Annotated in this window: 14 protein-coding genes; all 14 read right to left on the reverse strand. The window is 57.6% G+C overall.

The window, feature by feature from the left end:
• Positions 1–29 precede the first annotated feature (29 nt).
• The 14 genes from eno to rseP all read right to left on the reverse strand — a co-directional run bounded on the left by eno (position 30) and on the right by rseP (position 18,949).
• Positions 30–1,319, reverse strand: a complete 1,290-nt coding sequence (gene eno / locus OQ460_RS18550) for a phosphopyruvate hydratase (RefSeq protein WP_410018836.1) — start codon at positions 1,317–1,319, stop codon at positions 30–32.
• A gap of 157 nt (positions 1,320–1,476) precedes the next feature.
• Positions 1,477–2,322: a 3-deoxy-8-phosphooctulonate synthase gene (gene kdsA, locus OQ460_RS18555; protein ID WP_410018837.1), complete on the reverse strand. Its 846-nt coding sequence runs from the start codon at positions 2,320–2,322 to the stop codon at positions 1,477–1,479.
• Positions 2,323–2,327: 5 nt separating this feature from the next.
• Positions 2,328–3,959, reverse strand: a complete 1,632-nt coding sequence (locus OQ460_RS18560; RefSeq protein WP_410018838.1) for a CTP synthase — start codon at positions 3,957–3,959, stop codon at positions 2,328–2,330.
• A gap of 273 nt (positions 3,960–4,232) precedes the next feature.
• Positions 4,233–5,552 (reverse strand): tRNA lysidine(34) synthetase TilS, encoded by a 1,320-nt coding sequence (gene tilS, locus OQ460_RS18565; RefSeq protein WP_410018839.1) that lies wholly within the window; start codon positions 5,550–5,552, stop codon positions 4,233–4,235.
• Between the two features lie 192 nt (positions 5,553–5,744).
• On the reverse strand, positions 5,745–6,692 hold the full coding sequence (locus tag OQ460_RS18570) for an acetyl-CoA carboxylase carboxyltransferase subunit alpha (RefSeq protein ID WP_410018840.1): 948 nt from the start codon (positions 6,690–6,692) through the stop codon (positions 5,745–5,747).
• A 140-nt stretch (positions 6,693–6,832) separates the two neighbouring features.
• Complete coding sequence (gene dnaE, locus OQ460_RS18575; RefSeq protein WP_410018841.1) at positions 6,833–10,354, reverse strand: DNA polymerase III subunit alpha; 3,522 nt, start codon at positions 10,352–10,354, stop codon at positions 6,833–6,835.
• A 76-nt stretch (positions 10,355–10,430) separates the two neighbouring features.
• Complete coding sequence (rnhB, locus tag OQ460_RS18580) at positions 10,431–11,063, reverse strand: ribonuclease HII (protein WP_410018842.1); 633 nt, start codon at positions 11,061–11,063, stop codon at positions 10,431–10,433.
• Complete coding sequence (gene lpxB / locus OQ460_RS18585) at positions 11,060–12,199, reverse strand: lipid-A-disaccharide synthase (protein WP_410018843.1); 1,140 nt, start codon at positions 12,197–12,199, stop codon at positions 11,060–11,062. Before lpxB ends, rnhB begins: the two co-directional genes overlap by 4 nt.
• A 2-nt stretch (positions 12,200–12,201) precedes the next feature.
• A complete protein-coding gene (gene lpxA, locus OQ460_RS18590) occupies positions 12,202–12,978 on the reverse strand; it encodes an acyl-ACP--UDP-N-acetylglucosamine O-acyltransferase (protein ID WP_410018844.1) in 777 nt (258 codons plus the stop codon).
• Positions 12,975–13,415, reverse strand: coding sequence for a 3-hydroxyacyl-ACP dehydratase FabZ (fabZ, locus tag OQ460_RS18595; protein WP_029297270.1), 441 nt, complete (start codon positions 13,413–13,415; stop codon positions 12,975–12,977). The genes lpxA and fabZ overlap by 4 nt, the downstream gene beginning before the upstream one ends.
• Positions 13,416–13,525: 110 nt before the next feature.
• Positions 13,526–14,581 carry a UDP-3-O-(3-hydroxymyristoyl)glucosamine N-acyltransferase gene (gene lpxD / locus OQ460_RS18600; RefSeq protein WP_410018845.1) on the reverse strand — a complete coding sequence of 352 codons (1,056 nt, stop codon included), beginning with the start codon at positions 14,579–14,581 and terminating at the stop codon, positions 13,526–13,528.
• Between the two features lie 3 nt (positions 14,582–14,584).
• The gene (locus OQ460_RS18605; protein ID WP_057958698.1) at positions 14,585–15,088 is read right to left on the reverse strand and encodes an OmpH family outer membrane protein; all 504 of its coding nucleotides are present in this window, start codon (positions 15,086–15,088) and stop codon (positions 14,585–14,587) included.
• A 46-nt stretch (positions 15,089–15,134) separates the two neighbouring features.
• Positions 15,135–17,522 carry an outer membrane protein assembly factor BamA gene (bamA, locus tag OQ460_RS18610; protein ID WP_410018846.1) on the reverse strand — a complete coding sequence of 796 codons (2,388 nt, stop codon included), beginning with the start codon at positions 17,520–17,522 and terminating at the stop codon, positions 15,135–15,137.
• Positions 17,523–17,596: 74 nt separating this feature from the next.
• The gene (gene rseP, locus OQ460_RS18615) at positions 17,597–18,949 is read right to left on the reverse strand and encodes a sigma E protease regulator RseP (protein ID WP_410018847.1); all 1,353 of its coding nucleotides are present in this window, start codon (positions 18,947–18,949) and stop codon (positions 17,597–17,599) included.
• Positions 18,950–18,963 lie beyond the last annotated feature (14 nt).

An 18,963-nucleotide genomic window follows, 5' to 3' on the forward strand; every position in this document is an offset into this window, starting at 1 on the left:
ATCACCTGCTGTCTTTTACCACCAACTACTCAGCCGCGAAACTCGCCACGGCCATTGTATTTGGCTTTACCGCCCAGTTGCTCTTCAATACGCAGCAATTGGTTGTACTTGGAGACGCGATCGGAACGGCACAGGGAACCGGTCTTGATCTGGCCTGCCGAGGTGCCCACGGCCAGGTCGGCAATGGTCGAGTCTTCGGTTTCACCGGAGCGGTGGGAGATCACGGCGGTGTAGCCCGCAGCCTTGGCCATTTGGATGGCTTCCAGGGTTTCGGTCAGGGTGCCGATCTGGTTGAACTTGATCAGGATCGAGTTGGCGATCTTCTTGTCGATGCCTTCTTTCAGGATCTTGGTGTTGGTCACGAACAGGTCGTCGCCCACCAATTGGACGTTCTCGCCGATCTTGTCGGTGAGGATTTTCCAGCCGTCCCAATCGGACTCGTCCAGGCCGTCTTCGATCGAGATGATCGGGTAGCGCTGGGTCAGGCCCTTCAGGTATTCAGCAAAACCTTCGGAGTTGAATACCTGGCCTTCGCCGGACAGGTTGTACTTGCCATCTTCGTAGAATTCGCTGGCCGCGCAGTCCAGGGCAAGGGTCACATCGGTGCCCAGCTTATAGCCCGCGTTGGCCACCGCTTCGGAGATCACTTTCAGTGCATCTTCGTTGGACGCCAGGTTCGGCGCAAAACCACCCTCGTCACCGACCGCAGTACTCAGGCCACGGGCCTTGAGCACAGCTTTCAAGTGATGGAAAATCTCGGTGCCCATGCGCAGGCCTTCGGAGAAGGATTTGGCACCGACCGGCTGCACCATGAATTCCTGGATGTCGACGTTGTTATCTGCGTGCTCGCCGCCGTTGATGATGTTCATCATCGGGACCGGCATCGAATAGACGCCAGGAGTGCCGTTCAGGTTGGCAATGTGCGCATACAGCGGCAGGTCCTGGTCCTGCGCAGCCGCCTTGGCGGCGGCCAGGGACACGGCGAGGATCGCGTTGGCGCCCAGGCTGCCTTTGTTTTCAGTGCCGTCGAGCTTGATCATCGCCAAGTCCAGGGCTTTCTGGTCCAGCGGGTCCTTGCCCAGCAACAGGTCACGAATCGGACCGTTGATGTTGGCTACAGCCTTGAGCACGCCCTTGCCCAGGTAGCGGCTCTTGTCGCCATCACGCAGTTCCAGCGCTTCACGGGAACCGGTGGAAGCACCCGACGGCGCACAGGCGCTGCCGATGATGCCGTTATCGAGAAGCACGTCGGCTTCGACGGTGGGATTGCCACGGGAGTCGAGAACTTCACGACCTTTGATGTCGACGATTTTTGCCATTGTTGTAAACACTCCAAAGTTGACGAAAACGACGCAGCTGAAGGGAATCTTTTGACCGACCGCAAGGGTGGAACAACGGGGCAGGCTTGCAGACGACAAGGCCCAGGCCCGCGGGCCTGAGCATAAAGCGTGGGAAAGTTTACCGGAGAAATGGTGCTTACGCGGTTTCTACTGTCGGAAAACTCTTGACCAGTTCATCCAACTGCTTGAGCTGGGCCAGGAATGGCTCCAATTTATCCAGGCGCAGCGCGCATGGACCATCGCATTTGGCGTTGTCCGGATCCGGGTGAGCTTCCAGGAACAGGCCGGCCAATGACTGGCTCATGCCAGCCTTGGCCAGATCCGTTACCTGGGCGCGACGCCCACCCGCAGAGTCCGAGCGGCCACCGGGCATTTGCAGTGCATGGGTCACATCGAAAAACACCGGGTACTCGAACTGCTTCATTATGCCGAAGCCGAGCATGTCCACTACAAGGTTGTTGTAGCCGAAGCTCGAACCGCGCTCACAGAGAATCAACTGGTCATTACCCGCTTCCACGCACTTGCTCAGGATATGTTTCATTTCCTGGGGCGCGAGGAACTGAGCTTTCTTGATATTGATCACAGCGCCGGTCTTGGCCATGGCGACCACAAGGTCGGTCTGGCGCGACAGGAAGGCCGGCAACTGGATGATGTCGCACACCTCGGCGACCACGGCAGCCTGCTCAGGCTCATGGACGTCGGTGATGATCGGCACACCGAAGGCTTGCTTGATGTCCTGGAAGATCCGCATGCCTTCTTCAAGGCCCGGGCCGCGATAGGAGGTCACGGACGAACGGTTGGCCTTGTCGAAGCTGGCCTTGAACACGTAGGGGATACCCAGTTTCTGGGTAACGCGCACGTACTCTTCACAGACCTGCATCGCCATGTCGCGGCTTTCCAGCACGTTCATGCCGCCAAACAGCACCATGGGCTTGTCGTTGGCAATATCGATATTGCCTACGCGAATGATCTTCTGGGCCATCAGGTTTACGCCTTCTTCTGATGTTGCGTCAGTGCGGCTTTGACGAAACCGCTGAACAACGGGTGGCCGTCGCGCGGGGTCGAAGTGAACTCAGGGTGGAACTGACAGGCCACGAACCAAGGATGATCCGGGGCCTCAACCACTTCAACCAGCGCACCATCACCGGAGCGACCGGAGATTTTCAGGCCGGCCTCTTTGATTTGCGGTAGCAGGTTATTGTTCACTTCGTAGCGGTGACGGTGGCGCTCGACAATCACGTCCTTGCCGTAGCAATCGTGAACCAGCGAGCCCGGCTCCAGCAGGCAATCCTGCGCGCCAAGGCGCATGGTGCCGCCCAGGTCGGAGGTTTCGGTACGGGTCTCGACAGCACCAGTGGCATCTTCCCACTCGGTGATCAAGCCCACGACCGGGTGGCCGCTCTTGCTGTCGAACTCGGTGGAGTTGGCGTCTTTCCAGCCCAGCACGTTACGGGCGAACTCGATAACGGCCACTTGCATGCCCAGGCAGATACCCAGGTACGGCACTTTGTTCTCACGAGCGTACTGCACTGCAGTGATCTTGCCTTCCACGCCACGCAGGCCGAAACCGCCTGGCACGAGGATCGCGTCGACACCTTCGAGCAGCGCAGTGCCCTGGTTCTCGATGTCTTCGGAGTCGATGTAGCGCAGGTTGACTTTGGTGCGGTTGCTGATACCGGCATGACTCATCGCTTCGATCAGCGACTTGTAGGCGTCCAGCAACTCCATGTACTTGCCGACCATGGCGATGGTGACTTCGTGCTCAGGGTTGAGCTTGGCATCGACTACCGCTTCCCACTCGGACAGATCCGCACCGCCACACTGCAGGCCGAAACGCTCGACGACAAAATCATCCAGGCCCTGGGAATGCAGGATGCCCGGGATCTTGTAGATGGTGTCGGCGTCTTCCAGGGCAATCACCGCACGCTCTTCAACGTTGGTGAACTGCGCGATCTTGCGACGCGAGGAAATGTCGATCGGGTGATCGGAGCGGCAAACCAGCACGTCCGGCTGCAGGCCGATAGAACGCAGTTCCTTGACCGAGTGCTGGGTAGGCTTGGTTTTGGTTTCACCTGCGGTAGCGATGTACGGCACCAGGGTCAGGTGCATCAGCATCGCGCGCTTGGCGCCAACTTCGAAACGCAACTGTCGGATGGCTTCGAGGAACGGTTGCGACTCGATGTCACCCACGGTGCCACCGATCTCGACCATCGCCACGTCGGCATCGCCTGCACCCTTGATGATGCGGCGCTTGATTTCGTCGGTGATGTGCGGGATCACCTGGATGGTTGCACCCAGGTAGTCACCACGGCGCTCCTTGCGCAGCACGTGCTCGTAGACACGACCGGTGGTGAAGTTGTTGTTCTGGGTCATGGTCGTGCGGATGAACCGCTCGTAATGGCCCAGGTCCAGGTCGGTTTCGGCGCCGTCGTGCGTGACGAACACCTCACCGTGCTGGAATGGGCTCATGGTGCCCGGGTCAACGTTGATGTACGGGTCCAGCTTGAGCATGGTGACCTTAAGTCCCCGCGCCTCCAGGATGGCCGCCAATGAAGCGGAGGCAATGCCTTTCCCCAATGAAGAAACAACACCGCCCGTGACGAATATGTAGCGCGTCATGAAAAACCCTAGAAGTCTGCGTTAAAGCGGTCCGAGCCGCCGGGGAAAGCGAAGGAAGGCCGAAGCCCCCGATCACCTGCATTAATCACAGTGCACCTTTCAAAAAAACCGCCGCGTTGTGACAGACCAGCAATGAAACACCGGTACGTTGATCGCTACACATTTTTTGGAATCGCCCAGCAAAGACTGCTTGGTAATCGGCAACTGCTGCGATTCAGGCGAATCCACAGAAGTTGTATCAAGAAGGGAGCGTAGTCTACCGGAAAGGCGCTATCAGCTCAAACCTTGATCGCAGGTCTGTGGCATCCAATGTAATTGCCAGTCGCCAGAAGGCCCGCGCCATAGTCCCGGCAGGCTGGGCACCCCCAGCAATTGCTCACCCTGATACAGCAGCGGCAATCTGCCACGGACGACGCCCGGCAAACCACTTTCGTTAAGCAAACGCTTCAGGTCACGCCGGCCCCGGCCTGGCACTTCAACGATTTCGCCACCTTGACGATACCGGACCACTAACGGGCCTTCAGGGACTTTGCCGATAAATTTCAGCTGGCCATTACCGGGTAACTCTAGTGGGTTTTGCGGATGCGGCCAGCTCACCGATGCGTCAGAGAATTCCGACCACGTTGCAGGTAGCCACCAAATACGTTCGCCACAACGGTGCAAAGCACCGTCAGCCAAGCGCCACTGGGGTTGTGCGTCGCCTTTGGCATCGCGCAGGGAAAGCCAGCCGGCCCAGTGGTCGCTGTCGGGTAAACGGGTCAGCGGAGTCAGCCAATGGCGCAGGGCATTACGCTGGCGAGCGTCGGAAAGCTCACGCAGCGGCGCCAGCGCCAATGACGACAAGCACAGCCAGGGAAACGGCGCGGGCCTATCGGCGGCTTGCAGGTCCATTTCTGCCAATTCATCCAGCAGGCCTTGGGCCTCACACAGGTGATCGGCAGTACGGGCCAGACTGGCGACGACTTGTGGCCAGCGCTCCTGCAATGCTGGGAAGACACGATGACGCAGGTAATTACGCGAGAACCTTGGATCGGCGTTGGACGGGTCTTCGATCCACTTGAGCTGATGCTCGTGGGCGTAGGTTTCCAGTTCTGCGCGGGCGATATCCAGCAGCGGCCGCACCAGATGGCCCGCCACTAGCGGGCGATACACAGGCATTGCCGCCAACCCTCGAACCCCTGCCCCACGCAGCAGACGGAAGAGCAGGGTTTCTGCCTGATCGTCGCGATGCTGGCCTGTGAGCATCACATCCCCTGCCCCGGTAACCTCGTTAAACGCCCAATAACGCGCATCGCGGGCCGCACGCTCAAGGCTCGCGCCGGACTGTACCTGTACGCGCATGATGCGCAGTGGCACGGACAGGCTGTCGCATACCGCCTGGCAATGACTTGGCCAGGCGTCGGCGGCTACTTGCAGTCCGTGATGGATATGGACGGCGCTCAGGGTCGGGAGGGTTTCGGTTTTGGCCAGGGAGGCCAGGAGGTGCAGCAGCACGCTGGAATCGAGTCCACCGGAAAACGCAATATGCCAGGCTGGGGCGTTGCGCCATGGACCCAGGGTTTGCAGGAGTTTGGCGGTCAAGGTGGGCTTCATAACAAAGTTCCGCCATCAATCTGGATGCGATAACCCAAGATACACAAAACAATGTGGGAGCAGGTTTGTGTGGGAGCGGGCTTGCTCGCGATAGCGCTGTGTCAGCCAGTTAATATGGCACTGATACACCGCTATCGCGAGCAAGCCCGCTCCCACGCAAGACCGCTCCCACATTTTAGTACTGCGTCGCTCTTAGAGACCGTAGCTCATCAGGCGCTCGTAACGACGAGCCAGCAATGCTTCGTTATCAAACTTCTTGAGCATCGCCAGTTGCGCGCCGAGTTCGGCGCGGATGGTTGCCGCGCCAGCAGCCGGATCACGGTGCGCGCCGCCCAGAGGCTCGGCGATCACCTTATCGACGATACCCAGGCCTTTCAGGCGATCGGCCGTGATGCCCATGGCTTCGGCGGCGTCCGGTGCTTTTTCGGCGGTCTTCCACAGGATCGATGCGCAACCTTCCGGCGAGATCACTGCGTAAGTCGAATATTGCAGCATGTTCAGTTGATCGCAGACACCAATGGCCAATGCGCCGCCGGAACCGCCTTCACCAATCACGGTAGCGATGATCGGGGTCTTCAGGCGCGCCATGACTCGCAGGTTCCAGGCAATGGCTTCGCTCTGGTTACGCTCTTCAGCGTCGATACCAGGATAGGCACCTGGGGTATCAATGAAAGTCAGGATCGGCATCTTGAAACGTTCGGCCATTTCCATCAGTCGGCAGGCCTTGCGGTAGCCTTCTGGGCGCGGCATGCCGAAGTTGCGACGTACTTTCTCGCGAACCTCACGACCCTTCTGGTGACCGATCACCATCACTGGCTGGTCATCCAGGCGAGCAATACCGCCAACAATGGCAGCGTCATCGGAGAAGTGACGGTCGCCGTGCAACTCGTCGAACTCGGTGAAGATATGTTCGATGTAGTCCAGGGTGTACGGGCGTCGTGGGTGGCGGGCCAGGCGCGCGATCTGCCAACTGGTCAGCTTGCCGAAGATATCTTCGGTGAGCGTCTTGCTCTTGTCTTGCAGGCGCAAGATTTCATCGCCAATGTTCAGCGAATTGTCATTGCCGACCAGGCGCAACTCTTCGATCTTGGCTTGCAGGTCAGCAATCGGCTGTTCGAAATCAAGAAAATTCGGGTTCATAAGCGTCCGTCTTGGGTCGACGGCCAAGGAGTGCCTGGCCAGCCGGTTGTCTATTCGCGCCCTACCTTAAGGGAGAGGCGCGTCAAGGTCGAGATTAAATGTTGAGTCGAGGTCAGGGGTAAAAGATCGACCCCTGACCGTCAACGGTATTGGAGGAAGACGTTGTCACGCCCGAACTGGTCACGCAATGCTTGAATCAAGCCATCGGCCGGGTCAATTCGCCACGTCTCGCCGAACTGCAGCGTAGCCTTGGCATCGTTGCCGGTGTACTCCATGGTCACCGGGCACGCACCGCGATGTCGCTTGAGCAGATCGCCCAGCCAGCGCAGTTGATCGCCCTTGAGCGCTTCGGTACGCACTTTCAGGCGCAGGCTTTCGGCCAGGTTGGTGCGCGCATCTTCCATGCTCATCACCCGCTTGATCCGCAAACGCAAACCACCGGAGAAGTCATCGTTGCTGACTTCTCCCTCCACCACCACCATCGCATCGGTCTGCAACAGCGATTGAGCGGAATGGAAGGCGTCGGCAAACAGGGACGCTTCAATCCGGCCAGAGCGGTCATCGAGGGTGATAAAACCCATCTTGTCGCCCTTTTTGTTTTTCATCACCCGTAGCGCGATGATCATGCCAGCCACGGTCTGGGTATCGCGCGCCGGCTTCAGGTCAATGATGCGCTGGCGAGCGAACCGTCGTATTTCGCCCTCATATTCATCAATCGGATGGCCGGTGAGATACAGGCCCAAAGTGTCCTTCTCACCTTTGAGGCGCTCCTTGAGCGTCAGCTCCTTGGCCTTGCGGTGATTGGCGTAGACATCCGCGTCCTCCTCGACAAACAGGCCGCCAAACAGGTCGGCGTGACCGCTGTCGTGGGTACGGGCGGTTTGTTCCGCGGCCTTGATCGCCTCTTCCATGGCGGCCAGCAGCACCGCCCGGTTGCAGTCAATATTGGCCTGATAGGCTTTCGGCTCATCATGGAAATACGGGCCCAGACGGTCAAGTGCTCCGCTGCGGATCAAGCCGTCCAGGGTGCGCTTGTTGATACGTTTCAGGTCAACCCTGGCGCAGAAGTCGAACAAGTCCTTGAACGGGCCGTGCTGACGCGCTTCGGTAATGGCCTCCACCGGCCCTTCGCCCACGCCCTTGATCGCGCCCAGGCCGTAGATGATCCTGCCTTCATCGTTCACGGTGAACTTGAACTCGGAGGCGTTCACGTCCGGTGCGTCGAGACGCAGCTTCATGGTTCGCACTTCTTCGATCAAGGTCACGACCTTGTCGGTGTTGTGCATATCCGCCGAGAGCACCGCCGCCATGAACGGCGCCGGGTAGTGGGCCTTGAGCCAGGCAGTCTGGTATGAAACCAGTCCATAGGCGGCCGAGTGGGACTTGTTGAAACCGTAACCGGCGAATTTTTCCACCAGGTCAAAGATGTTACCGGCCAGGTCCGCATCAATATTATTGGTTGCGCAACCTTCAATGAAACCACCCCGCTGCTTGGCCATTTCCTCGGGCTTTTTCTTACCCATGGCGCGACGCAGCATGTCCGCACCACCCAAGGTGTAGCCGGCCATGACCTGGGCGATCTGCATCACCTGTTCCTGATACAGGATGATGCCATAGGTCGGTGCCAGTACTGGCTTGAGGCCTTCGTACTGGTAGTCAGAGTGCGGGTAAGCCAGCTCGGCGCGCCCGTGCTTACGGTTGATAAAGTCGTCAACCATGCCCGATTGCAACGGACCCGGACGGAACAGGGCTACCAGTGCGATCAAGTCTTCCAGGCAGTCGGGCTTGAGCTTCTTGATCAACTCCTTCATGCCCCGGGACTCAAGCTGGAACACTGCGGTGGTTTCGGCTTTTTGCAGCAGGGCGTAAGTCGGCTTGTCGTCCAGTGGGATAAAAGCGATGTCCAGCGGCGCCTCATTAACCTTGGCACGGTCGCGGTTGATGGTCTTGAGCGCCCAGTCGATGATTGTCAGAGTACGCAGGCCCAGGAAGTCGAACTTCACCAGGCCGGCGGCCTCCACGTCGTCCTTGTCGAACTGGGTGACCAGGCCGTCGCCCTCTTCATCACAATAGATCGGCGAGAAGTCCGTCAGTTTGGTCGGCGCAATAACCACACCACCGGCGTGCTTGCCGACGTTACGTACCACGCCTTCAAGCTTGCGCGCCATATCCCAGATTTCAGCGGCTTCTTCATCGACCTTGATAAAGTCACGCAGGATTTCTTCCTGCTCGTAGGCTTTTTCCAGGGTCATGCCGACTTCAAACGGAATCATCTTCGACAGACGGTCCGCCAGGCCGTAGGACTTACCCTGTACGCGCGCCACGTCGCGGATCACCGCCTTGGCGGCCATGGAACCGAACGTAATGATCTGGCTTACAGCGTTGCGGCCATATTTCTCGGCCACGTATTCGATTACGCGGTCACGACCGTCCATGCAGAAGTCGACGTCGAAGTCGGGCATCGATACCCGTTCCGGGTTCAGGAACCGCTCGAACAGCAGGTCATATTCCAGCGGATCGAGGTCGGTGATCTTCTGCACGTAGGCCACCAACGAGCCGGCACCTGAGCCCCGGCCCGGCCCTACCGGCACGCCGTTACTCTTGGCCCACTGGATAAAATCCATAACGATCAGGAAGTAACCGGGGAATCCCATCTGGATAATGATATCCAGCTCGAAATTCAGCCGCTCGACATAAACCTGGCGCTTGGCCTCGTAATCCTCGGTCGTGTCCTTGGGCAGCAAGACCGTCAGGCGCTCTTCCAGGCCATCAAAGGACACCTTGCGGAAATATTCATCGATGGTCATGCCATCGGGAATCGGGAAGTTGGGCAAAAAGTGTTTGCCCAACTTCACTTCGATATTGCAGCGCTTGGCGATTTCAACGGAGTTTTCCAGCGCCTCGGGCAGGTCACTGAACAGTTCGGCCATTTCCTCGGCGCTTTTTAGGTACTGCTCTTCACTGTAATTCTTCGAACGCCGCGGATCATCCAGCGCGCGCCCCTCGCCAATGCAAACACGGGTTTCGTGGGCTTCGAAATCTTCCTTCTTGATAAAGCGCACATCGTTGGTCGCTACCAGCGGCGCACCCAGCTTTTCGGCCAGGACCACGGCAGCGTGCAAATGCTCTTCATCGTTAGGACGGTTCGTGCGCTGAACTTCCAGGTAGAAACGATCGGGAAATACGGCCATCCACTCGCGCGCCAATACTTCGGCTTCCTGAGGGTTGCCCCCCAGCAGTGCGATACCGATTTCACCCTCTTTAGCCGCCGAGAGCATGATCAGCCCTTCACTGGCTTCAGCCACCCACTCGCGCTCGATAATGATCGAGCCATTGCGCTGGCCGTCAATAAAACCACGGGAGATCAGTTCGGTAAGGTTGCGATAACCGACACCGTTCATCGCCAACAGGCTGATACGGCTCAGGGCATTATCGGGATCTTTGTTGGACAACCAGAGGTCAGCACCACAGATCGGCTTGATGCCAGCCCCCATGGCGTTTTTGTAGAACTTGACCAGGGAGCACATGTTGTTCTGGTCGGTGACCGCCACGGCAGGCATGTTCATCCCTACCAGGGTTTTGACCAGCGGTTTGATCCGTACCAGGCCGTCGACCAGGGAATATTCAGTGTGCAGGCGCAGGTGAACGAATGAAGCCGGCATAAAGATCCTGTCTTGATACGTGGAAACAACAAGGCCCGGATTGTACCGGGCCTTGGCAAAAACATCAGCCTCGCGACTAAACCTCGATCAGGTTCTCGCGCAGCTCGTAGGCCTGGCGTACGGGAGCAAACGAACGTCGATGAATCGGAGTTGGCCCAAGACGAGACAGGGCTTCCAGATGAACGGGCGTCGGATAGCCTTTATGACCACCAATGCCATAGCCTGGATAGATCAACTCAAAAGCTGCCATTTCACGGTCGCGGCTGACTTTTGCGAGAATCGACGCGGCGGCGATCGCCGGGACTTTGCTGTCACCCTTGACCACGGCTTCAGCCGGCATCGATAACTTCGGACAGCGATTGCCATCGATCATTGCCAGCTTCGGCACGATGTGCAGGCCTTCCACGGCTCGCTGCATGGCCAGCATGGTGGCGTGAAGAATATTCAATTGGTCGATTTCTTCGACTTCGGCCCGGGCGATGTGCCAGCTCAGTGCTTTCTCGCAAATCTCGTCGAAGAGTTTTTCACGGCGGGCTTCAGTGAGTTTCTTGGAGTCGTTCAAGCCGAGAATCGGCCGGTTCGGATCAAGAATGACCGCAGCTGTAACCACGGCGCCACACAACGGACCACGTCCTACTTCATCAACGCCGGCAACCAGTTCGTGAGTATCGGCGACCAGACTGAAATCAAGGCCTATTTGCGTCTTCATAGAGCTTCCTGCTTATGTCCAATCAAGCTCAACACCGCGTCAGCCGCCTGGTTTGACGCATCGCGGCGCAAGGTACGATGGATTTCATCAAACCCACGAGTCTGCTCATCGCCGCCGTCGATCAACGGCAGAAGGGTCTGCGCCAGGGCTTCGGGCGTTGCATCATCCTGCAACAACTCGGGCACCAGCAGACGCTGGGCCAGCAAGTTGGGCAAAGATATGTAAGGGCTTTTCACCATGCGCTTGAGGATCCAATAGGTCAGCGGCGCCAGGCGATAGGCCACAACCATCGGTCGCTTGTACAGCAAAGCCTCAAGCGTCGCGGTGCCCGAGGCGATCAACACGGCATCGCAAGCCGCCAAGGCCAGATGCGACCCTCCGTCCAGCAGCGTCAGCGGCAGATTGCGCCCCGCCAGCAGGGTCTCGATCTGTGTACGACGCTGAGGGCTGGCACACGGCAACACGAAATGCATGTCCGGCTTCAAGGCCAGCAAACGTTCGGCCGCATCAAAAAACAATGCGCCCAGGCGGCCCACTTCTCCCCCGCGACTGCCCGGCATCAACGCGACCAAAGGCCCGTCGGGCAAGCCCAGCTCTGTGCGGGCGGCAGCCCGATCAGCTTGCAGCGGAATAGTATCGGCCAGGGTATGACCGACAAAGCGCACCGGCACGCCCTTCTCTTCATAGAATCGCGCTTCGAAAGGAAGCAAAGTCAGCATCAGGTCGCAACCTTCACGGATCTTCAATACCCGCTTCTGTCGCCACGCCCAGACGGACGGACTGACGTAATGCACGGTCTTGATCCCGGCTTGACGCAACCTGAGCTCGATATTGAGGGTAAAATCGGGAGCATCGATGCCGATAAAGACGTCCGGTTTTTCTTCAATCAGCGTCTGGATCAATAGCTTGCGCCGAGCCAGTAACTCACGAAGACGTCCCAGGACCTCAACCAGCCCCATGACCGACAGGCGCTCCATGGGAAAGTAAGATACAAGGCCTTCAGCCTGCATCAACGGACCGCCAACGCCAATAAACTCGACCGCTGGATGCTGTGCCTTGAGAGCCCGCATCAGGCCTGCGCCTAAAATATCGCCGGAAGCCTCTCCAGCCACCAACGCTATACGTAGCCTGGCCATGGTTAACGGGTGATGCCGCGAGTCGACGCCTGGATCGAATCGCGAAACACTGCGACTTCCGGAAACAACGACGCGGGCTCCACCAACTCATTCAGGGCCTGCTCAACCGTGAGCCCCTGGCGATAGAGAATTTTGTAGGCACGGCGCAGGGCGTGGATTGCGTCTTCGCTGAAACCACGACGCCGCATGCCCTCGAAATTCATGCTGCGGGCTTCAGCCGGGTTGCCGAATACCGTGACGAACGCCGGCACATCCTTGCCAATGGCGGTGCCCATGCCAGAAAAACTGTGGGCGCCAATATGGCAATACTGATGAACCAGGGTAAAGCCAGAGAGAATCGCCCAGTCATCAACGTGAACATGACCTGCCAGGGCAGTATTGTTGACCAGGATGCAGTGATTGCCGATGACACTGTCGTGACCGATGTGGGCATAGGCCATCACCAGGTTGTGATCGCCCAAGGTGGTCTCCGCGCGATCCTGGACAGTACCACGATGAATGGTCACGCCTTCACGGATGATGTTGTGGTCACCGATTACCAGGCGTGTTTCTTCACCTTTGTACTTCATGTCAGGAGTATCTTCGCCTACCGAGGAAAACTGGTAGATGCGATTGTGCTTGCCAATTCGGGTCGGACCTTTGAGGATCACGTGTGGCCCGATGACTGTTCCCTCGCCTATTTCCACACCTGCGCCGACGATCGACCATGGGCCGACCTCGACGTCGGCGGCCAGTACGGCCGTCGGATCGATGATTGCGCGAGGGTCAATCAAACTCATAGTTTGCGTTCCGCGCAAATAATTTCAGCGGAGCAAACAGGCTTGCCATCAACCGATGCCTGGCACTCGAATTTCCAGATCTGGCGCTTGCAGCTCACAAACTTGGCTTCCAGGATCAACTGGTCGCCCGGCGTCACCGGGTTACGGAAGCGCAACTTGTCAGAGCCCACGAAATAGTAAAGCGTACCATCGGCAGGCTTCAGATCAAGCATTTTGAAACCAAGAATACCGGCAGCCTGGGCCATTGCTTCGATGATCAAGACACCCGGCATGATTGGATGCGCAGGAAAGTGACCGTTGAAGAATGGTTCGTTGATGCTGACATTCTTGTAGGCACGAATGCGCTTCTCCTCAACATTCAGCTCCACTACACGGTCCACCAGCAGGAACGGGTAACGGTGAGGCAGGTATTCGCGAATCTCGTTGATGTCCATCATTTCGGGGGGAAGCCTGTAATAAAGATTGGAAGCGCGCGGACTAAGGCGCGCCCCTCTAGCAAATCAAGAAGGCAGTCTAGCTGCTGCGTACACTTGATATGGAAATGGTATCAGCCATCTGATGAAACATTACTGCCAGGGGTCACGTCCCCAACACGCTTTTCCAGATGTTTCAGGCGTCGAGCCATATCGTCGAGTTGCCTCAGACGAGCCGCACTCTTGCGCCATTCGGCCGCAGGCTGCATAGCCGTGCCGGATGAGTAGGCCCCAGGTTCGGTAATCGAGTGGGTGACCATGGTCATACCGGTAATGAATACGTTGTCGCAAACTTCAATATGACCTACCAGCCCGACACCGCCCGCCAGCATGCAGTGCTTGCCGATCTTGGTACTGCCGGAAATGCCGACGCACGCGGCCATGGCCGTATGATCTCCAATCTGTACGTTGTGAGCGATCTGAATCTGGTTGTCCAGCTTCACACCATTGCCAATAACGGTATCGGCCAATGCTCCGCGATCTACCGCGGTGTTGACGCCAATTTCAACATCATCACCAATCAATACGCCGCCGACCTGGGCGATTTTCTGCCAAATACCTTTTTCATTGGCGAAACCGAAGCCTTCGCCACCAATTACGGCACCCGACTGAATCACTACTCGCTGCCCGATACGCACGTCGTGATACAACGTCACGCGCGGGGCGAGCCAGCCACCTGCGCCAATCTCACAACGGGCACCAATAAAACAATGGGCACCAATGGTCACACCAGCAGCAATGCGTGCGCCACTTTCGATCACTGCAAAGGCACCAATACTTGCCGCAGGATCTACCCGGGCATCGTCGGCAATCACAGCAGAGGGATGAACACCTGCTACAGCCTTGGGTTTCGGATCGAACAGATGGGACACTCGCGCATAGGACGCGTAAGGATCAGCCACAACCAGCGCATTCCCGGCAAACATTTCGGCATCAGCCGCCTTCAGCAAAATGGCTGCAGCCTGGCTTTCGCCCAGGTATTTACGGTATTGGGGGTTTGCGAGGAAACTCAACTGAGCTGGGCCAGCCTCCTGCAAGGTGGCTAGCCCAGTGATTTCTTTCTCCGGGGAGCCACGCAAGGTCGCCCCGAGGAACTCGGCCAACTCGCCGAGCTTAATAGTCGGTGTCATGGTTTACTTCAGCTGGTTCATACGCTCGATCACCTGGCGGGTGATGTCGTATTGAGGCTTAACGTCAATCACGGCGCCACGCTCGAAGACTAGGTCAAAAGCACCTTTTTTGATGACGGCTTCCACCGCGCTGTCGAGTTTTGGCTTCAGTTGCTTGAGCATCTCGCGGTCAGCTACAGCCTTGGCTTCGTTCAGCTCCTTGGACTGGAACTGGTAGTCACGGGCCTTTTGCTTGAATTCAAGCTCCAGACGCTCGCGCTCGCCTTGCTGCATTTTGTCGCCACCCGCGACCAAACGGTCCTGAATGCCTTTGGCACTGCTTTCCAGCGTCTTGAGCTTGGTCAGTTGCGGGCCGAATTTCTTCTCGGCATCCACGGCGTATTTCTTCGCCGCATCGGACTCCAGCAGAGCCATTTGATAGTTCAGGACGGCAATCTTCATTTCGGCAAACGCCGGGGTCGCTACCAGCACAGTTGCCAGGAGAACCAATTGAGTCAACTTACGCACGATGCACTCCTACAGAATCCGTTGTCGTTATCTTGGGGTCAGACGCTTAGAACGTCTGGCCGAGGGAGAATTGGAAAATCTGGGTTTCAGCGTTATCCGGTTTCTTGATCGGCATCGCCAGGGCAAAGCTCAATGGACCCAAGGCGGTGATCCAGGTCACACCAACACCCACGGAACTGGCCAGGTTGCTCAGGCTAACGTCGTTGCACTGGGTATTGGACTTCAAGCCACTAGGGTTACGGATCTGCTCGCACTTGGAGTCGAATACGTTACCCACATCCCAGAAGACCGACGTACGCAGGGAGCGCTGGTCCTTGACGAACGGCAGCGGGAACAAAATTTCCGCACCACCCTGGATCAGCACGTTACCACCAAATGGCAGCGGATCATCGTCCGTATCGACAATGGTCCCCTGGTTGCCCGTCTTGTCCTGCCCACGACTTGGCGTACCACGAGGACCCAGGGTGCTGTCTTTGAAGCCACGTACCGAGTTGAAACCGCCCGCGTAGTAGTTCTCGTAAAATGGCAGGCCATCGCTGGAACCATAACCATCACCGTAGCCCAGTTCCGTGTGCAGGCGCATGGTGTAGTTCTCACTCAACGGCGTGAACAACTGGCCACGATAGTCGAGTTTGAAGAACGACAGGTCGCTGCCTGGAGTGGTGGCTTCCAGGGTCAGGCTCTGGGAGTGACCACGGGTCGCCAATACGCCTTTGTTCAGGGTCGACTCGGACCAGCCGGCGGACGCCTTGAAGTTCAGGAACTTGTCACCTTCACGGCGGGTGAAGTCGAAGATTTCATCCACGGTGTAGACACCGGTCTTGATCTCGTCCTGTTGCGCGGTCAGGCCGAAGGTCAAACGCGAGGTCTCACTGATCGGATAGCCAACGTTGACACCAGCACCCATGCTATCGATTGCATAGCTTGCAACGTCGACGTCGAGGTCGTCGTAGTCAGTCGTACGATAGAAAGCGTTGTAGCCCAGACTCACACCATCGGCAGTCCAGTAGGGGTCGACATAGCCGAAGTTATAGCGGCTCTGGTATTCGCTTCGGGTCAAGCCGATGGAAACCTTGTTCCCCGTACCCAGGAAGTTATTTTGGGTGATCGAGCCGCCGAGGATCAGGCCGGCGCTTTGCGCAAAGCCAACGCTGGCGGTGATGGAACCGGACGCTTGCTCTTCAACGGCGTAGTTCACGTCAACCTGGTCATCCACGCCCGGTACGGCCGGGGTTTCGACGTTGACTTCCTTGAAGAAACCAAGTCGTTCAAGACGAGTCTTGGACTGATCGATCAGGTAGGTCGAAGCCCAGCCACCTTCCATCTGGCGCATCTCACGACGCAGCACCTCGTCCTCGGACTTGGTGTTGCCACGGAAATTGATACGGTTTACGTAGGCACGCTTCCCTGGGTCGACGACAAAGGTGATGTCCACAGTGTGATCATCATCGTGCGGCGTCGGCACACCGTTGACGTTGGCGAAGGTGTAGCCCTCGTTGCCCAGTCGACGGGTGATCAATTCGGAGGTGGTGGTCATCAGCTTGCGCGAGAACACCTGGTCTTTCTGGACCAGCAGCAGGGACTTGACCTGGTCTTCAGGCACTTTCAAGTCGCCGCTCAGCTTCACGTCACGAACGCGATACTTCTCGCCTTCATTGACGTTGACGGTGATATAGACGTGTTTTTTGTCCGGAGTGATGGACACCTGGGTCGAAGCGATATCCATGTTGATATAGCCACGGTCCAGGTAATAGGAGCGCAGGCGTTCCAGGTCACCGGAAAGCTTTTCACGGGCGTACTTGTCATCGTTCTTGAAGAACGACAACCAGTTGCTGGTCTTGAGTTCGAACAGGTCAATCAGGTCTTCGTCGGCAAACTTGGTGTTGCCCACCACGTTGATGTGCTGGATGGCCGCTACAGTACCTTCGTTGATGTTGACCTTCAGGCCCACACGGTTGCGCGGCTGCGGTACCACTTCGGTTTCAACGGAAGCGGAATAACGGCCCTGTGCAACGTATTGACGTTGCAACTCATTGCGCACTCCTTCAAGGGTGGCACGCTGGAAGATCTCACCCTCGGCCAGGCCGGACTGCTTGAGACCTTTCATCAAGTCTTCAGTGGAGATCGCCTTGTTGCCTTCGATCTCGATACTGGCGACGGACGGTCGTTCGACGACAGTGATGACCAGGACGTTGCCTTCGCGACCCAGTTGGATATCTTGAAAGAAACCGGTTTTGAACAGCGCACGAGTGGATTCCACCAGGCGACGGTCGTCAGCCTGTTCACCAACGTTCAACGGCAAGGCACCAAACACGCTACCTGCGGAAACCCGCTGGAGGCCGTTGACGCGAATATCGGAGATGGTGAAGGACTCGGCGTGAACTTCGGCGATCATCAATACGGTGAGAACCGCAGTTAGCAGCAGACGTTTCATGAAGTCCTTTCTTATTCCAACTGGCAATAAACAAACTGCCGCAAAATGCGGCAGATTCGCAATTCAGCGAAGCGTTACAGTCGTCCCAGATCGTTGACCAGGGCCAATAACATCACCCCGACCACCAAACTGATACCGATCTGTATCCCCCAACCCTGCACCCGATCCGACAAGGGGCGACCACGCACCCACTCGACCAGATAAAACAACAGATGCCCCCCATCCAATACTGGAATGGGCAACAAATTCAGAACCCCAAGGCTAATACTCAGATAAGCCAGGAAATTCAGGAAATCAGCAACGCCCGACTGGGCAGAAGCGCCCGCCACTTTAGCAATGGTTATCGGTCCACTCAAGTTTTTTACCGAGAGCTCGCCGAACAACATTTTCTTCAGGGAATCGAGGGTCAGTACACTCATGGTCCAAGTGCGTCGCGCACCCTCGCCAATCGCGGCCAAAGGCCCGAAGCTGACCTCTCGCACCATCGATGGCGGCCACTCGACACCTTTCACACCGGCACCCAAGTACCCCCCGGCAGTCTTGGCTTCCCCACGCACCGCCAGAGTCACAGGAATATCGATTTGAGCACCGTCGCGCTCAACTTTCAGCACAATTTTGGTATCAGGACGTACACGGACCAGATCGACTACTTGCTGCCAATCATTGAGCGACTGACCATCAAGAGTCAGCAGCCGATCACCGGTTTTCAAGCCAGCAGCCTGAGCCGGGCCTTTTGGATCCAGCTCCGCAAGCACCGGCGGCAAGGCAGGACGCCATGGACGAATCCCCAGCGACTTGATCGGGTCCGGCTCGTCGGCGCCCTTGAGCCAGTTGTCGAGAGTCAGTTCGCGTGGAATCTCGGCAGTCGAACCCTGCTCGCGCACCACCAGGTTCACGGTGCCGCTTTCACCCAGGCGGCGCACCAACTGCAAATTGACCGCCCCCCAACCGGTGGTCGGTTCACCATCGATAGCAACGATTTCCTGACCGGCACTCAGGCCGGCCTGGGCCGCAATACTACCCGCCTCGATCGCACCGATAACCGGGCGTACCTGCTGACTGCCCAGCATCGCCAAAACCCAGAAGAACACCATGGCCAGCAAAAAGTTGGCGATGGGGCCGGCGGCAACAATGGCGATGCGCTGACGAACGGTCTTGCGATTAAACGATTGCTCCAACTGATCAGCCGGCACTTCGCCCTCACGCTCGTCAAGCATCTTGACGTAGCCGCCCAGAGGGATGGCAGCAATCACGAACTCGGTGCCACGCCGGTCGTGCCAGCGCAGCAGCGGCATGCCAAAACCGACGGAAAAACGCAGGACCTTGACGCCGCAACGCCGTGCGACCCAGAAATGGCCGAATTCGTGGAAAGTGACCAGCACACCCAGCGCAACCAGGGTGCCGACAATCATGTAGAGCGCGCTCATCTAATTTCTCCGCA

It is taken from the genome of Pseudomonas imrae (genome assembly GCF_046352735.2).
Lineage (GTDB): Bacteria > Pseudomonadota > Gammaproteobacteria > Pseudomonadales > Pseudomonadaceae > Aquipseudomonas > Aquipseudomonas imrae.

Excerpts from the sequence above, each read along its gene's own strand:
- fabZ (WP_029297270.1), bottom strand. The coding sequence starts at position 13,415 with ATGATGGACATCAACGAGATTCGCGAATACCTGCCTCACCGTTACCCG.
- rseP (WP_410018847.1), bottom strand. The coding sequence starts at position 18,949 with ATGAGCGCGCTCTACATGATTGTCGGCACCCTGGTTGCGCTGGGTGTG.
- lpxD (WP_410018845.1), bottom strand. The coding sequence starts at position 14,581 with ATGACACCGACTATTAAGCTCGGCGAGTTGGCCGAGTTCCTCGGGGCG.
- lpxB (WP_410018843.1), bottom strand. The coding sequence starts at position 12,199 with ATGGCCAGGCTACGTATAGCGTTGGTGGCTGGAGAGGCTTCCGGCGAT.
- OQ460_RS18560 (WP_410018838.1), bottom strand. The coding sequence starts at position 3,959 with ATGACGCGCTACATATTCGTCACGGGCGGTGTTGTTTCTTCATTGGGG.
- dnaE (WP_410018841.1), bottom strand. The coding sequence starts at position 10,354 with ATGCCGGCTTCATTCGTTCACCTGCGCCTGCACACTGAATATTCCCTG.
- rnhB (WP_410018842.1), bottom strand. The coding sequence starts at position 11,063 with ATGAAGACGCAAATAGGCCTTGATTTCAGTCTGGTCGCCGATACTCAC.
- OQ460_RS18570 (WP_410018840.1), bottom strand. The coding sequence starts at position 6,692 with ATGAACCCGAATTTTCTTGATTTCGAACAGCCGATTGCTGACCTGCAA.
- eno (WP_410018836.1), bottom strand. The coding sequence starts at position 1,319 with ATGGCAAAAATCGTCGACATCAAAGGTCGTGAAGTTCTCGACTCCCGT.
- bamA (WP_410018846.1), bottom strand. The coding sequence starts at position 17,522 with ATGAAACGTCTGCTGCTAACTGCGGTTCTCACCGTATTGATGATCGCC.
- tilS (WP_410018839.1), bottom strand. The coding sequence starts at position 5,552 with ATGAAGCCCACCTTGACCGCCAAACTCCTGCAAACCCTGGGTCCATGG.
- kdsA (WP_410018837.1), bottom strand. The coding sequence starts at position 2,322 with ATGGCCCAGAAGATCATTCGCGTAGGCAATATCGATATTGCCAACGAC.
- lpxA (WP_410018844.1), bottom strand. The coding sequence starts at position 12,978 with ATGAGTTTGATTGACCCTCGCGCAATCATCGATCCGACGGCCGTACTG.